This window comes from Neobacillus sp. NPDC093127 (assembly GCF_044754175.1).
Classification (GTDB): Bacteria; Bacillota; Bacilli; order Bacillales; family Cytobacillaceae; genus Neobacillus.
Map to the genome: position 1 here is coordinate 13,613 of NZ_JBIVOP010000017.1, position 14,637 is coordinate 28,249.

The following is a 14,637-nucleotide window of genomic DNA, read 5'->3' on the forward strand; positions in this document are numbered from 1 at the left end:
AAATTTTTCATCCTAATTTTATTAATGGTAATCATCCCCTGCAGTCAAGTTACCGCAAAGAATGATCATGAGAAAATGGTTCAGCAGCTCAATCAATTGATTAAGAATGACCCGGATTTACAAGGGGCGATCACAGGTGTGAGCATTCGCTCTGCCGAAAGCGGGGAAATCATTTATGATCATCAAGGTGATGTCCGTTTGCGGCCCGCTTCAAATCTGAAGCTGCTAACGGCCGCTGCTGCTCTTCATGTTTTAGGAGAAGACTACAGCTTTCCTACGGAAATACTTACGGATGGAGCCATGAAAAAGAATATACTTCAGGGAAATCTTTTTATAAAAGGGAAAGGTGATCCGACTCTGTTAAAATCCGATTTTGATAAAATGGCAGTGGAGCTACAGAAGCTAGGTATCAAAAAAATAACCGGAAATCTCGTTGGTGATGATTCCTGGTATGATGATGTCCGCTATTCGCTCGACTTACCGTGGAGTGATGAGACGACTCATTATGGGGCGCAGATTTCTGCGCTAACAGCCTCACCGACAACAGATTACGATGCGGGTTCCGTCATGGTTTCCATAAAACCGGGAAAAAAATCTGGGGACAAACCCGTAGTAGAAATCACCCCGAAAACGAACTACGTAAAAATAATAAATCATGCTGAAACAGTTCCGGCTGACAGCAGTAAGGAAATCAAAATAGAACGGGAACACGCCAAAAACATAATAACAATAAAAGGAAACTTACCAATCAACGCAAAGGTTGAAAAAAATTGGATTGGTGTCTGGGACCCAACCCGATTTGCCCTATCCCTTATGGAACAGTCATTATCAGAACAGGGGATTACCATTACGGGAAAAATTAAAACAGGATTGGTGCCTGACACCGCAGAAACTTTGGTGACCCACCGCTCGATGCCATTATCAGAGCTACTGGTGCCATTTATGAAGTTGAGTAATAACGGTCATGCTGAAATGTTGATGAAGGAAATGGGCAAGGTGGTCAAAGGGGAGGGCAGCTGGGAAAAAGGAATTGAAGTGTTGAAAACCGAAATCGCAAAATGGGGCCTCAACCCCAAAACGATGGTTATCCGTGATGGATCAGGTGTTTCTCATGTTGATTTAATTCCTGCCAATCAAGTATCGCAACTGTTATTTGCAGTAAAGAAGGAAAAGTGGTTTCCCCACTATCTTTATTCCTTACCTGTGGCCGGTGCACGAGAAAAGATGGTCGGCGGCACACTAAGAAATCGCTTGAAAGATCAAGAAGTTCAAGGAAAAGTCCAAGCGAAAACGGGAACCATTTCTACTGTCAGTTCGTTATCAGGCTATCTGGAAACAAAAAGTGGGCAAACAATAATTTTTTCGATTTTATTAAATAATTTGCTGGACGAAGAAAAAGGAAAAAAAATTGAGGACCGAATCGTTCAGCTGTTAGCAAATTCATGATTTTCCTTGTATTGAAGGTATTTTCATCGATATTTTAGGTTTATATGTAAAAAAAAATGGAAGCGTTTTACTGCGTATGAACATTAAAATCGTCTTGGACATGACATTCGTCATACCCAGCACATGACACCTGCTACTAACAAGTCCAACTCCCTTCCTTTATAATTCGAATTAACAACACATATAAGGAAGGGAATTCGAATAAAATGACCTTACAAAACACGAAAACTTTGAAAAAGCAAATTGCACCTTTTGAAAAATCAACGACAAGGGAAAGTGTATGGCAGATCATCAACACGGTCGGACCATTTATTATCTTATGGATCCTAGCGTATATAAGCCTTTCCGTATCTTATTGGTTAACGCTTGTTCCCGTTGTGATAGCCGCAGGCTTTTTAACACGGATTTTCATTATTTTTCATGATTGTACCCATCATTCCTTTTTTAAAAGCCGCCGTCTCAATCGCATCGTTGGAACAGCCATGGGAGTTTTAACCATCTTCCCGTTTGATCAATGGGGGCATGAGCATTCCGTTCATCACGCAACAAGTGGGAATTTGGATAAGCGGGGTACAGGAGATATATGGACGCTTACAGTAGACGAATATTTAGCCGCACCACTAAGACTTCGTCTAGCCTATCGTTTTTATCGCAATCCATTCGTGATGTTTGGATTAGGACCGATTTATGTTTTCCTTTTAAAAAATAGATTTAACCGTAAAGGTGCAAAAAAGAAAGAACGCATGAACACCTATTTAACGAATGTATTAATCGTTGCATTAATTGGATTACTCTGCTGGGCAGTCGGCTGGCAGTCGTTTCTATTAGTACAGGGCTCGATTTTCATGATTTCAGGAGCTGCAGGCATTTGGCTGTTTTATGTACAGCACACTTTTGAAGATTCTTATTTTGAAGAAGATAAAGAGTGGGAGTACGTGAAAGCGGCAGTGGAAGGAAGTTCGTTCTATAAGCTTCCAAAACTGATGCAATTTCTAACTGGTAATATTGGTTATCACCATGTGCACCATTTAAGCCCTAGGGTGCCAAACTATAAACTGGAAGAGGCGCACGAGAATACGCCTCCATTACAAAACGTACCAACCATCACTCTTGCAACTAGCTTGAAGTCACTCCGTTTCCGCCTATGGGATGAGGAGAGAAAGAATTTTGTGACCTTTAAAGAAATAAAATCTTTAACTAAAAGCAGGATTTCCATTCAAGCGAAACCTGAGCTATAATCGCACCATTTTCGCAGACTCCCTTTTAAGGGAGTCTTAGCTTATAAAGTGCTGCCGGATAAGGAGAGAACTGGGATGATTCGAATTGTAATTGCTGAGGATCAGGAAATGCTGTTAGAGGCAATCGGTTCCCTCCTCAATTTGGAAGATGATATGGAAGTGGTTGGTCAGGCGAGAAATGGAGAAGAGGCCCTTGCTCTAGTGAGTCGTTTCAAGCCGGATGTTTGTATCATGGATATAGAGATGCCGGAAATGAGCGGACTTGAGGCAGCAGACGCTTTAAAGCAATTTGGGTGCAAAGTGATTCTTTTTACCACCTTTGCTAGGACCGGTTATTTTGAACGGGTATTACAAGCGGATGTAAGAGGTTATTTATTGAAGGATAGTCCAAGTGAGGAGTTAGCCTGTTCGATTCGCAGCATTATGAATGGTGAGCGAATTTACTCCCCCGAATTAATCGACAAAGAATCCAATCCTACCGAACGGGTACCGGGCGATGGGCAAGGCCAAATGGATTGCACAACACAGCAAAGTACCATCAATGGGACCGTAAAAAGCTATTTATCAACCATAATTGATAAAATAAAGTTACCAACCGGATGAAAATTCATACAATACAAAGGACTGTCCTTTTTAAAAGGGTGGTCTTTTCATTTTGTCAGCAGATGTTTTTACTATTCAAGTATTGATTTTTCTATCGAAATAATGATTAGATAATAGTAAGGAAGAAAAGCACTGAAATAGGAGCGCAAAATGAATATGAATAAAAAAGGGCCATTATTGTCAGAACGGTTTGAGGTAGCATACAACCAGGTACACGATGCTTTGAGGGATATTGTGCAAATTAATGATGATAGATTTGTAGTTTTGGTCAAGGTTGGGGCAAAAAAATATCAAATCATTGAAACCTATAAAAAAGATCTGGAGCAATATGCTAGACTACGAAATGCAATCGTCCATGAAAAAATGGAGGTAGGCTTTTATATTGCAGAGCCCAACGCAAAAGTGGTTTCCCATATTGAAAAAATCGCCAATGTGTTTAGCCGCCCTAATTACGCACTTTCCATCGCCACGAAACATGTGGTTTATTTTGATTATCATGACAGCATTTTGAAAGTGACAGCAGCGATAAAGGAACATGGTTATTCCAAATTTCCAATCTATAAAAATAAAAAATGTGTCGGGCTTTTGACGGCAGGATCGATTGTTAAATGGATGGCGCAAAATATGGAGAGCGGTCTAGTAAATCTATCCGATATCCATGTTTGGGATATAATGAATTATCAAAAAGAACTTATGATTGAAATCGTTCCAAAAGAGATAAATATTTTTGAGGTTGAAAATATTTTCGAAAAAGCACATAAAAAGAAACGGAAATTAGAAGGCGTCCTTATTACGGAAAACGGCAAAACCGACGAGGCGCCGCTAGGGATAATCACTGCTTGGGATCTGATTGAAATTGATTATACAGTTGATTAAGGAAAGGGAGCATCCAAATGGCATGCTCCCTTGTTTTCTTTATGGATTATCGGCAAAATCAAACTCGCTTAGTTGGTCCATGTGGCTGGCAATCATCGCAATAATGGTACTAGCTTCTTCTTTGCTAAAAATAAAATGGGATTCATCTCTAATCAACTCGTCTTCGGTTGTCCAGATTCGGTTGATCCGTTTAAGGACGCCGTCTCCTGTCGCTTGAACAACCCCAAATTGATAGGTAACTTCTACTTCATCTGCATGCTTAAAGGCAGTAACTTCAGGAGTGGACCAGTCAACGTCAATTTCTTCAAAAATGTCGTTATTGTTGAGTTGTTCAGCCTGATAATATTCCCCTTCTTCGTCATCGGATTCAAAAACCTCCACATCGTCGAACACATCATTTGACTGGGGGTAGACGCCATCATCTGAATAGTCGTCATCGCCGTTCATGTAATCATGAAGACTCCCATGGACTTCGTCGATAATGTCTTCAATGTCTGAAAGGATGATTTTCGCCGTAAGTCCGCTGTCAGCATCGAAGGTATCAATATAAAATTCCTCATTTTGCGGGTCAAAGAACAGCGAGCAGAAATATTCACGGTCAAGCTCTTCGGTATCGACATCAGCGGTATCGACGAAAAACTCAATCCTCGGATGTTTAGCCGCTCTTTCAATTGTCATTTGGCCAACCTGATCATATTCATCACAAATAGACTCCAGGTGTTCTTGCAATTCTCCACATACTCTGTCAAACCATTCTAACGACATCAAACATCCCATCCTTTCAATGTTAATCGAGGTTATTATTACCAACATTTAAAAATTTATGTTCATCTTGGGGTTCAAATATTGTAAATACTTGGATACATCTAGTGGAAAAAAATGATATACTCGAGACAAGAATTTAGAGATGATAGGAGGTTTCCGATGCTTTTCCTAGTAGATGAATTAAGTCAAATTTGCACTAACTTTCCCCTAAGAGAAAAAATCGTTATCGTTGATTCCCATGCCATTGGGGAACAAATCAATGAGGCGTTTATCAAGGAAGGCCATCAGGCAATCAATTTGAAGTATAAAACTGTCCATGATCTTGCCAAGAACCTAGTAGAGCTGCATACAGACCAACCGCTAAATAGTTTGGATCATACCGTCGGGGTCCATTTTACTTCAACATTGCTTACGGAACTGAAGGAACAAGGCAGGCTTCGGTACTTCCGCGAAATGGAGATTACGCCTTCCTTTTGCCATGCCATTTATACAACCATTCAAACATTACGACTAACTGGATATACAAAAGACACGTTGAAAAAGGATGCTTTCATCACAGGAGATAAGGCGGAAGATGTATATGAAATCCTTTCTGAATATGAAAAGGTCTTAACCACCCATCAATTTTCTGACAACGCAGCTCTTATAGCTAAAGCACTGGAATTCGCGCAAATCGATGAAAAGGCAACTTATATTTTACAATCCGGCCTAAATCTTTCATACCTCGAAGAACAACTCCTTCGTGAAATGATACCTGGGTCTGGATATAAACTGCCGCTCGCACCTGTTTATGGCATCAATACACCGGAGGGGACAAGCATTGGTTCGATTCGAACAGGAGAACCGACTTCGCTAAGCTTTCTCTATCAGCAGGAAGAAGCAACCGGTGAGCTGGACTTATGTATTTTTACCGCAAAAACAGAGGAAATAGAAGTTAAACAAATCTTAGAAAAAATTAAAACAACAAAGGCACCACTTGATGAGTGCGTTGTTTATTATACAAACAATGATTCTTACATAACGCTTTTTTATCACCTATCACAAAAGCTGGACATCCCAATTACCTTTGGCGAGGGACTGCCGGTTTCTTTCAGCCGCCCGGGACGGTTAGTTTCCGGATTAATAGGCTGGATTCAGTCCAATTATAGTGTCCAAGCCTTTCTTGATTTATTGAATGAGGGCTTGATTGTACTTGGTGAAGATGCTCCTTCTAAATCAAAAATCGCAAGATTACTCCGCGATTTACAAATTGGCTGGGCGCAGGAACGCTACCTAACACATCTCGAAATGGAAATCGACCGGCTGGGTGAAAAGCAGTTGCAAGTGAAAGAAAATCCTTCCTATGAAAACCGCCTGAAAGATCTTTCATGGTTAAAGCATTGGTTTGCGTCCCTTTTTAAAAAGCTTCCGCCCCTAGATAATACAATCAACTATAAAACATGCTTAACTGGATTCTCCTATATTCTCAGAAATAATAGTAAAATGAGCTCCGCTCTTGATGAAATTTCGAACGTTTCCTTGTTGGATGAAATCGATAAGATTATCCCGTATGCGGATGAATCGTTATCAAGCTACGACGTGTTTGAAAAGGTGAAGGACTTACTGCTATCCGTTCGGATTAACCAATCACGTCCAAAACCAGGTCATCTGCATGTCTCTTCCTATAGAGATGGCATTTACAATAGCCGGACAACTGTCTTTATCGCGGGCTTAGATAATAAAAAGTTCCCTGGCAATTCCAGTGAAGACCCGTTACTGCTGGACATGGAGCGGATTCAGTTAGGAAACAAGCTGCCATTACTGCGGGAAAAAGGCCAGATGAACTTATATACACTATTACAGGTTTTGGCGCAATCGACAGGTACGGTAACAGTCAGCTGCTGTAATTTTGATATCAATGCTAATCGTACCGTTAACCCAGCCTTTGTTTTTTTGCAGTGTTATCGATTAATCGCTGGCAATAAAGACGCCGAATTCAAAGAGTTAGCATCCTTGCCTTCCACCATCATTGCTAATGATATTTTTGAAGAAAAGGACTATTGGGATGAAAAATTAATCAGCTTCGAGACTGTTCAACTAACGGAAGGGATATTAAACCATTTTCAAAATGTTAAAGATGGAATGGAAGCTGAAACTGCTCGCCATACTAACAATTTTTCGGAATTCGACGGACTCGTGCAAATTGATAAAGCGCAGTATGATCCCCGCCTTAATCCGGAGAAAACCATGACTGCCGGCAAACTTGAAACTCTCGCGAAATGTCCGTATTCCTATTTTTTAAAGGAAGTGTTGAGAATAAGACCAATTGAGGATGTTTCGTTTGATGCCAACAAATGGCTCGACCCAGCGACACGGGGAAGCCTGATCCACAGCATCTTTGAAAATTTCTATAAGCAATTAAAGGGGGAAAAAGCCAAGCCTGCCTATGCCTTACATGTGGACAAAATCTTAGCGATTGCAGTTAATCTAGTCGAACAGCATAAAGAAAATCTGCCGCCGCCAAATGACAGAGTTTACATTCGTGAGTTAAACGATATTTTGGCCTGCTGCAAAATTTTTCTGAAAGAAGAGGAGCGTCACTGCGAAAATTACAATCCGCTTCACTTTGAATATTCCTTTGGCATCGGCGAAACTGTCCCAGCCATTATCACACTTCCATCAGGGAAAGTAAAAATCTCGGGAATTATTGACCGCGTCGATCAAGCGAACGATGGCAGCTACCACATTATCGATTATAAAACGGGGAGCACCTACAGTTATAAGCAAAATGGCGCATTTAGTGGCGGACGTCAGCTTCAGCATCTGATATACGCTTTAGCGATTGAACAGCACTTAAATCTTGGTGCCGGGGCAGTGGAAGAAAGCTCGTATTATTTTCCAACCGTGAAAGGGATGGCCGAGCGGTTTACAAGAAAGCAGAATAGCACCCTTAGAACAAGGGGCTTAGATATTCTTGAAAAATTAGTTGATGTCATTAAAAACGGTCATTTTGAAATGACCGATGATGAAAATGATTGTAAGTTCTGCGAGCTTAAGCTAGTCTGCCGCCGGCATTTTTATGATAAAGAAATGCTGAAATTGAAACAATCCAATCAGAAGCTAAAGGGGGTAAGAGCCTATGACTAAGGTTATTCAGGACCAGGCCGCACGCGACAAGATTATATCCAAGCTCGGCACCAATTTTTTAGTAGAAGCCGGTGCCGGTTCGGGAAAAACAACAAGTTTAGTCGAGCGAATGGTGAACCTCATCCATACCGGAACCGCTGAAATCCAAGAAATTGTCGCCATCACCTTTACAAGAAAAGCGGCGGACGAACTAAAGGTCCGCTTTCAAGCAAAATTAGAGGAAGCCTGGAAAAAGGAAACGGACCTTGATGCTGAATATCGTTTAGGGGAGGCGCTGCAAAACTTGGAACGGTGCTTTTTAGGAACTGTCCATTCCTTTTGTGCTAAACTCCTGCGCGAGCGTCCAATCGAAGCCCATTTAGATTTGACCTTTAAGGAACTTGAAGAAGCCGATGATTTGGATATTTTAGCAGAAGCATGGCAGCTCTATTTGCAGGAATTAATGGATCAGGACTCACATCATTTTAGGGAAATCGCCGAGTTAGGGATTAACGTGGATGATATTTTTCCATGGCTGAAGGAATTAAAGGAATATTCCGATGTTGCGTGGGTGGCGGAAACAGTATCGAAGCCGGAGCTGCATAAGGACTACGAATATTTCATGATGCTGATTCAGGAAGCGAAAAAGTTCGTTCCAGATGCGGAGCCGCTAAAAGGCTATGATGCCCTCCAGAAAGCCGTCGTAACTGCTTGTCAAAAGACAAGATTCATCGACTCATTGCAGGATAAGGACATCATCGGCATTTTTAGTTTATTTGCAAAAAATCTCAAGCCAACCTATAACCGCTGGCCATCAAAAGAAGACGCTCAATATTATGAAGAGAAAATCACCGCAGCCTTTGAGGTAAATATCAAGCCGCTCGTCCAGGCATGGAAAGAACATTGTCACCCGATGATTGTCAGTTTCCTAAAAGGGGCGGTACAATCCTATGAGCAGCTGAAAAAGGAACGGTCGCTATTAAATTTTCAAGATTTAATGATGCATACATCAAAATTGCTAAAAGAAAATCGTGAGGTCCGCAGGTACTTCCAAGGGAAATATCGCTTCTTACTTGTCGATGAATTTCAGGATACCGACCCGCTTCAAGCTGAAATCATGTTCTATTTAACCAGTGAAGATAGCACGGAAAAAACCTGGACCAGCTGTAAACCGAAACCAGGTTCGCTATTTGTGGTTGGCGACCCAAAGCAAGCGATTTATCGATTCCGCCGGGCGGACATTGATACATATAACCGAGTTAAGCAGTTAATGGAGGAGCATGGGGGTGAGGTATTGCAGTTGACAACGAATTTCCGCACCCTTGACACCGTGACGAAACCGTTAAATTCCGTTTTTGAAAAGCATTTACCGGTAGTAGAAACCGTTTATCAAGCAGCCTACCGTCCGCTGATTTCCTATCATGAGGATGAGGGAAATAGCTTTTCGGGGGTTAAATTACTGTCAGTGCCGGCAGATGTTAAAAAGAAGGAAGAGATTATTTTAAAGGATGCCGAGAACATTGCTTTGACGATTCACAATCTAATGATGCAAGGATATCGAGCTAAGGATTTCATGGTGCTGACAAGATACAACGACGGAGTTGCCACCTATGCGAAACTGATTGAAGATATCGGGATTCCGGTCAGTATCAGCGGTGAAGTCATCCTTGGTGAGACACGGGAGTTCCAGGATTTGTGGATACTTTTAAAATCCTTCTTGGACCCGACGGATGAAGTCGGCTTTGTAGCTGTTTTACGGGGGATATTCTTCGGCATAAGTGACGAGGAATTGTATCAGTGGAAGCATGCCAAGGGGATATTTTCGGTATATGCAGACATACCGGACGGACTATCCGCAGATGTGAAATCTAAATTTGCATTAGCCTTAAGCAAATTACAGCACTGCCAAAAGCAGATTCTTACCTTTTCACCAACCGCTGCCATCGAAAAAATCAGCGAAGAGATAGGATTCTATCCATTACTGTTAACAAAGGGCCGCGGTAAACGCATGTATAAAAGCTTGCTGCAAGTGATAGAAGCCCTAAGGAAGCAGGAGGCAGCAGGAAATACAACCTATAAACAGGTTTTAGAAACGCTTACAGAGATGATTTTTGAAAAAACCGTTGTGGCAAACCTTGAGGAAGAGGCTGATGCGGTTCGAATCATGAATGTCCATAAAGCCAAGGGCCTTGAAGCACCAATTGTCTTTTTGGCCCACCCGGCAAAAGCGGTTAGCCCTGAATCGTTCTTATCAAAGCATATTAAACGAGAGGACTTGTCCTCGAAAGGATTCTTCACGTTTACAGTCGATACCGGCTACCAATCAAAAGAGATGGCGATACCGCTTAATTGGGCAGCACATAAGGCGGAGGAATTAATGTACTTAAGCGAAGAAGAGCTGCGGATTATTTACGTCGCCTCCACCCGTGCCGAGAAGGCATTGATTATTAGCGCAAACGGCGGTAACAAGAAAAACCCTTGGAACACACTTTTGGAAATGGAAACAATCGAAGAATTGGAAATTCCAGAGTTAGATACAGTTGAAAGAAAGAACCCTCAATCGGAAATAACCTTAAGAGATTTCCAGTCCAAAACCAACAGCAAACACGTCTGGATTGATTTAAGCAGTGAAAAGAGCTATGATCTTTGGACACCGACAAAGGGCAAGGATTATAGTGAAATCACCATTGAACGGGAATCCGGCGGCGGAAAAGACTGGGGGACGCTCATTCATGATGTGTTCGAAAAAGCGGTTCAAGGCTGCGACCTGACCCATTATCTGAAAACGGCTTTGAATAAATTTAAGCTTCCGGTAGCGAGAGAAGCGGAGGTTGAAACCTATCTGCAAAATCTTAAGAAGTCAGAGCTTTGGGGAAATTTACAAACAGCAGAAGAAGTACTGACAGAGGTACCGTTTACATTAAAGGTCGAAAAGGGTCACAAACTTTATCCGCTAATTACAAAGAATCCAGAAGATAAGCATCCATTCTTTGTCAAAGGAACAATTGACCTAATCTACAAAAGGCATGGTTCTTGGACCATCGTGGATTACAAAACAGACCGGGCTAAGAATATGGAAGACTATGAAAAATTGCAGGTCTTCTATAGCAGCCAGCTTGCATTCTATAAGGGTGCTTGGGAAGCAGTGACGGGGGAACAAGTGTCGGAAGGATTTCTCTATTTCCTATTACCGGATAGGTTGACGGCTGTTGATGGCAGCTAAAAATATATAAAGAATTTTTAATAGTAATGAGGAAAGAGCACAATGGTGCTCTTTTTGTGTTTCTCTCTATCTTTTCATTAACTTTATTGTTATTTCCGATTTCACTCTAAGCAGTACGAGTTAAATAAAAGTCATAAATTAGCCATTAAATAATAGACTTTATTAATATAAGCGAATAGAAATAAGAAATGCTGCCTTGGTTGGAGTCTAGTACTGTCATCAAGGCATTTTTTTAGGAGGTGAAGAAAATGGATGTCAAACGAGTTCCGGCTTTTGCCCTTGCAAGTCAAATCATTCCCAACATTGATGATGGTTTAAGAGAGGCCTTAAAGGTACCCGCCAATATTAAAAGTTTAGGTCTCGTAACAAGTACGAGCGATGATGTCGGCTATACCGCGTTAGATGAGGCAACGAAGATGGCAGCGGTAGAGGTCGTTTATGCGAAGTCCTTTTATGCCGGGGCAGCCCATGCTTCCGGTCCATTATCAGGGGAGTTTATAGGTATTTTAGGTGGAGAAACACCTTCAGAGGTAAAAAGCGGCATTGAGGCGGCAGTTCAGCTAATCAATGAGGGACCGGCGTTTTATGCCGTTGACGAGGCAGGTGATCATGCCTATTTTGCCCATACCATTTCACGGACAGGAACGTATTTGTCAAAAATGGCAGGCATTAATCCAGGCGAACCGTTAGCCTACTTAATTGCTCCGCCGCTTGAAGCAATGGTTGGTTTGGATGCTGCTTTGAAGGCAGCCGATGTAAGGCTTTGTGTCTTTTATGGACCGCCAACGGAAACTAACTACGGCGGCGGGCTGTTAACAGGCAGCCAATCGTCCTGTGCGGCGGCAGCAGAAGCGTTTGCTGATACCGTTAAGAAAATTGCGCATTCCCCCCATAATTCATTTTAGCTTTTTAAAAAGGTGTTGAAAAAAATGTTAGAGAAAAAGCAGCGTGTCATCCAAGAGTATGTTCCCGGGAAACAGCTGACATTAGCTCATATCATCGCCAATCCCGATGAAGCATTGTACTCAAAACTTGGAATTGGGCAGGCCGGTGCGATTGGGATTTTAACGTTAACGCCTACGGAAACCGCGATCATTGCCGCAGATATTGCTACAAAAGCCGCCGCTATCGAAATTGGCTACCTTGACCGATTTACCGGTTCCTTGGTCATTTGCGGTACAGTATCCGACGTAGACATGGCCATCCAAGCCATTAATCAATTTTTAAGCAGGCATTTAAAATTTGAACCAGCGGAGATTACCCGGTCATGAAAAAAGGCAAAGTGATGATGATTGGCCCGATTGGGTCAGGGAAATCGACTTTAACGAAGCGTCTATTGGAGGATTCGTCACCTGTGCTAAAAACGCAAGCACTCAGTTACAACGATTGGATTATCGACACGCCTGGTGAATATAGCGAAAATCCGCTGTTTTACCGATCGCTGTTGGCGACATCGCTGGAGGCGCGGGTATTGCTCGTGATTCAAGATGCCACAAGGCTTCAACAGATTCTGCCTCCCAATTTTGCCCAGGGCTTTCCGATTATCCCATTAGGGGTGATTACAAAGATTGATCATCCGGATGCGAATTTGGCTAAGGCAGAGAAACTTTTAAGACAAGTTCTAGCGCAAAATGAGATTTTTCACGTATCGTCCGTTACTTTAAAGGGAATTTCAGAGCTGAGGACAGCCATCCAGAAATATCTGTAGCGGCATTGTTCAGCACCGTAACATCCATTCTTGGTGAATATTATTTGAATAGTTCGAATAACATGGTACAAACTTCATCACAACGAAGTGGGACAAATTTTCAGAGCAGGAAGGTTAACGGGAAAATCCAGATTTAATAATAATGGATATGGAAATTTCGATTCTGGATGGTAATAAAGCAGCAAAAATGAGTTGAAAAAAGTTTAGACACTGTGATTGGGAGTGAGGTGCGTTTGAGCACTGTAGTAATCAAAAGTGTTGGCATTGATATCGGTACAAGTACATCCAAATTTATGATGAGCGAATTAACGCTGGGCCGGGTATCGAGCCATTTTTCACTGCCGCAGTTCGATATCATTGAACGCAAAATCACATATGTAAGTGAGATTATTTCCACTCCATTAAAAAATGAAGAGGAAATTGATCTGCCGCCGCTGGTTTCCTGGCTTGAGAAGGAGTATCAGCAAGTTGGTCTAACACTTTCAGACATTAAATCAGGAGCTGTCATCATAACCGGAGAAACGGCAATCAAAAAGAATGCCGATGCCCTGATTCATTATTTAGCGGAACGGTCCGGAGACTTTGTGGTCGCAATAGCCGGCGCTAGTTTGGAAGCCGTGTTAGCAGGAAAAGGTTCAGGGGCGGCTAGGCATTCGCAATCATCGAGGGCGGCAATTGCGAACATTGATATTGGCGGCGGTACGGCGAATGTTGTTGTTTTTCAGCAGGGAAAAGTGCTTGAAACCATCACCTTTCATATTGGCGGACGATTGATTGAGATTAATTCACTTGGTGAGGTTTTAACGGTATCACCGTCTTTGAAACCATGGCTATTTTTAAAAAAATTTCAAGTAGAAAAGGGCATGCGCTTGTCGCTGCCGAAGCTGGTCGAAATCACATCAGCACTATGCGCCGATTTACTTGATGTGTTATCAGGGGGAAAATCAATTTCCTCACTAGAAAGCTTGATCCACAGCACATCCTGCCAGGCTTTACCGAGAATTCACGAGGTCATGGTTTCTGGGGGAGTGGGGCGGCTAGCATTGGAAGAACCACCCGCGACATTGGAGGATGTGGCAAAATTTAACGACATCGGTCCGCTTTTGGCAAGTGAGTTAATGAAGGCGGTAGAAAGGTATCATTTTAGTGTGGTGGAGGCGGGACAGACATCGAGCGCAACCGTTATTGGGGCTGGAACGCAAACTACAAGGCTAAGCGGGGCGACCATTTCCATTCAACCGGAGCTCCTGCCATTACGGAATATTCCTGTTGTGAAGGCGGCCTTAACGGAAATGGATTTTGAACTGGAGATTGAACAGGCATTTTTAAAGGGAAAGGAATGGTTTGGGGGGAATGACCGCTTGCCAATTGCAATTGGTTTAGGCGGCACACTCTATTTATCGTACTTAAAGCTCAAGGAATTCGCAGGTATGATTGGCAATCTGTATTCGAAGCATTTCCCTCGTGCGGAGGTGCTTGCTGTCGTATGTGAAAATGATATGGCCAAGGCCCTAGGGCAGGCATTACGGCTGCAAACGAAGTATCAAGTAATTTGTATTGATCAAATTGGGATCGAACATGGTGATTATATTGATATTGGCGCGCCGTTGAATGACGAATTGGTACCGGTAGTTGTCAAAACATTGGCGTTTTCTTAGGGTTTTTTAATGGGA

11 protein-coding genes are annotated in these 14,637 nt (G+C 42.3%); 10 read left to right on the top strand and 1 reads right to left on the bottom strand.

Translation table 11 applies throughout. The features are described from left to right. Positions 1 to 24 precede the first annotated feature (24 nt). The 4 genes from dacB to ACIQCO_RS20645 all read left to right on the top strand — a co-directional run bounded on the left by dacB (position 25) and on the right by ACIQCO_RS20645 (position 4,163). The gene (gene dacB / locus ACIQCO_RS20630; RefSeq protein ID WP_400432173.1) at positions 25 to 1,446 is read left to right on the top strand and encodes a D-alanyl-D-alanine carboxypeptidase/D-alanyl-D-alanine endopeptidase; all 1,422 of its coding nucleotides are present in this window, start codon (positions 25 to 27) and stop codon (positions 1,444 to 1,446) included. Positions 1,447 to 1,652: 206 nt separating this feature from the next. Continuing rightward, positions 1,653 to 2,684, top strand: coding sequence for a Delta(5) desaturase DesA (desA, locus tag ACIQCO_RS20635; protein WP_400431916.1), 1,032 nt, complete (start codon positions 1,653 to 1,655; stop codon positions 2,682 to 2,684). A 75-nt stretch (positions 2,685 to 2,759) separates the two neighbouring features. Further along, entirely contained in the window at positions 2,760 to 3,287 is a 528-nt protein-coding gene (locus ACIQCO_RS20640) for a response regulator (RefSeq protein WP_400431919.1), read from the top strand. A 150-nt stretch (positions 3,288 to 3,437) separates the two neighbouring features. Then, positions 3,438 to 4,163 carry a CBS domain-containing protein gene (locus tag ACIQCO_RS20645; protein WP_400431923.1) on the top strand — a complete coding sequence of 242 codons (726 nt, stop codon included), beginning with the start codon at positions 3,438 to 3,440 and terminating at the stop codon, positions 4,161 to 4,163. 39 nt (positions 4,164 to 4,202) lie between these two features. Here ACIQCO_RS20645 and ACIQCO_RS20650 read toward each other — a convergent pair whose 3' ends face one another. Further along, positions 4,203 to 4,928, bottom strand: a complete 726-nt coding sequence (locus ACIQCO_RS20650) for a hypothetical protein (RefSeq protein WP_400431926.1) — start codon at positions 4,926 to 4,928, stop codon at positions 4,203 to 4,205. A 159-nt stretch (positions 4,929 to 5,087) separates the two neighbouring features. Here ACIQCO_RS20650 and ACIQCO_RS20655 point away from each other — a divergent pair, with 159 nt between their 5' ends. From ACIQCO_RS20655 to ACIQCO_RS20680, 6 genes are all read left to right on the top strand, one after another. Further along, entirely contained in the window at positions 5,088 to 8,054 is a 2,967-nt protein-coding gene (locus ACIQCO_RS20655) for a PD-(D/E)XK nuclease family protein (protein ID WP_400431929.1), read from the top strand. Then, positions 8,047 to 11,256, top strand: coding sequence for a UvrD-helicase domain-containing protein (locus tag ACIQCO_RS20660; RefSeq protein WP_400431932.1), 3,210 nt, complete (start codon positions 8,047 to 8,049; stop codon positions 11,254 to 11,256). Before ACIQCO_RS20655 ends, ACIQCO_RS20660 begins: the two co-directional genes overlap by 8 nt. A 248-nt stretch (positions 11,257 to 11,504) precedes the next feature. Continuing rightward, positions 11,505 to 12,161, top strand: a complete 657-nt coding sequence (gene eutL / locus ACIQCO_RS20665) for an ethanolamine utilization microcompartment protein EutL (RefSeq protein ID WP_400431935.1) — start codon at positions 11,505 to 11,507, stop codon at positions 12,159 to 12,161. 24 nt (positions 12,162 to 12,185) lie between these two features. Beyond that, positions 12,186 to 12,527, top strand: coding sequence for an ethanolamine utilization microcompartment protein EutS (gene eutS, locus ACIQCO_RS20670; protein WP_400431937.1), 342 nt, complete (start codon positions 12,186 to 12,188; stop codon positions 12,525 to 12,527). Then, entirely contained in the window at positions 12,524 to 12,964 is a 441-nt protein-coding gene (locus ACIQCO_RS20675) for a EutP/PduV family microcompartment system protein (RefSeq protein WP_400431940.1), read from the top strand. The genes eutS and ACIQCO_RS20675 overlap by 4 nt, the downstream gene beginning before the upstream one ends. A 233-nt stretch (positions 12,965 to 13,197) precedes the next feature. Then, a complete protein-coding gene (locus ACIQCO_RS20680) occupies positions 13,198 to 14,622 on the top strand; it encodes an ethanolamine ammonia-lyase reactivating factor EutA (RefSeq protein WP_400431943.1) in 1,425 nt (474 codons plus the stop codon). Positions 14,623 to 14,637 lie beyond the last annotated feature (15 nt).

Excerpts from the sequence above, each read along its gene's own strand:
- dacB (WP_400432173.1), top strand. The coding sequence starts at position 25 with ATGGTAATCATCCCCTGCAGTCAAGTTACCGCAAAGAATGATCATGAG.
- desA (WP_400431916.1), top strand. The coding sequence starts at position 1,653 with ATGACCTTACAAAACACGAAAACTTTGAAAAAGCAAATTGCACCTTTT.
- ACIQCO_RS20640 (WP_400431919.1), top strand. The coding sequence starts at position 2,760 with ATGATTCGAATTGTAATTGCTGAGGATCAGGAAATGCTGTTAGAGGCA.
- ACIQCO_RS20645 (WP_400431923.1), top strand. The coding sequence starts at position 3,438 with ATGAATATGAATAAAAAAGGGCCATTATTGTCAGAACGGTTTGAGGTA.
- ACIQCO_RS20650 (WP_400431926.1), bottom strand. The coding sequence starts at position 4,928 with ATGTCGTTAGAATGGTTTGACAGAGTATGTGGAGAATTGCAAGAACAC.
- ACIQCO_RS20655 (WP_400431929.1), top strand. The coding sequence starts at position 5,088 with ATGCTTTTCCTAGTAGATGAATTAAGTCAAATTTGCACTAACTTTCCC.
- ACIQCO_RS20660 (WP_400431932.1), top strand. The coding sequence starts at position 8,047 with ATGACTAAGGTTATTCAGGACCAGGCCGCACGCGACAAGATTATATCC.
- eutL (WP_400431935.1), top strand. The coding sequence starts at position 11,505 with ATGGATGTCAAACGAGTTCCGGCTTTTGCCCTTGCAAGTCAAATCATT.
- eutS (WP_400431937.1), top strand. The coding sequence starts at position 12,186 with ATGTTAGAGAAAAAGCAGCGTGTCATCCAAGAGTATGTTCCCGGGAAA.
- ACIQCO_RS20675 (WP_400431940.1), top strand. The coding sequence starts at position 12,524 with ATGAAAAAAGGCAAAGTGATGATGATTGGCCCGATTGGGTCAGGGAAA.